Source organism: Pseudoalteromonas sp. S1650, assembly GCF_005887195.1.
In the GTDB taxonomy this organism is placed as follows: domain Bacteria; phylum Pseudomonadota; class Gammaproteobacteria; order Enterobacterales; family Alteromonadaceae; genus Pseudoalteromonas; species Pseudoalteromonas simplex.
The window spans coordinates 1-435 of sequence record NZ_PNDF01000103.1 but is presented as its reverse complement, the minus strand read 5'-3'; the positions used below and the strand labels follow the sequence as shown (position 1 = coordinate 435).

Below are 435 nucleotides of genomic sequence, written 5' to 3'. Positions count from 1 at the left end.
CGCTCTAAACACCCAAAACAATCATTACAGAGCCAAGAGGCTTTTAAAAAACTTCCAGCTGGAAACGATCCTTCACACACCAGGACACCTTCCTCTTGATCGGATCGACGTATGGTTTCAGGACGAAGCACGATTTGGCCAGCAAAATCCGACTACGCGCATTTGGGCTGAAACAGGCACTCGGCCACGGATTGTAAAACAACAGCAATTTGACTATGGATACTTATTTGGCGCGGTATGTCCAGCCACAGGCCAAACAGAAGCGTTAGTTAGCCCATTCGTAAATAAAGAAGCAATGACGCAGCATATGCGCCAGATATCACACGCGACACCTGTTGGAAGACACGCTGTCGTGATAATAGATGGCGCAGGCTGGCACACATACGATACAGCTGCAGAATTTAAAAAATTCCGCTTAAATATCTGATCTAATAT

At 46.0% G+C, this 435-nt stretch carries 1 pseudogene; it reads left to right on the top strand.

Features of this window, described 5'->3' with window-relative positions:
• Positions 1-403 (top strand): annotated as a pseudogene (locus tag CWB80_RS21240) (transposase); the annotation flags it as partial.
• Positions 404-435 lie beyond the last annotated feature (32 nt).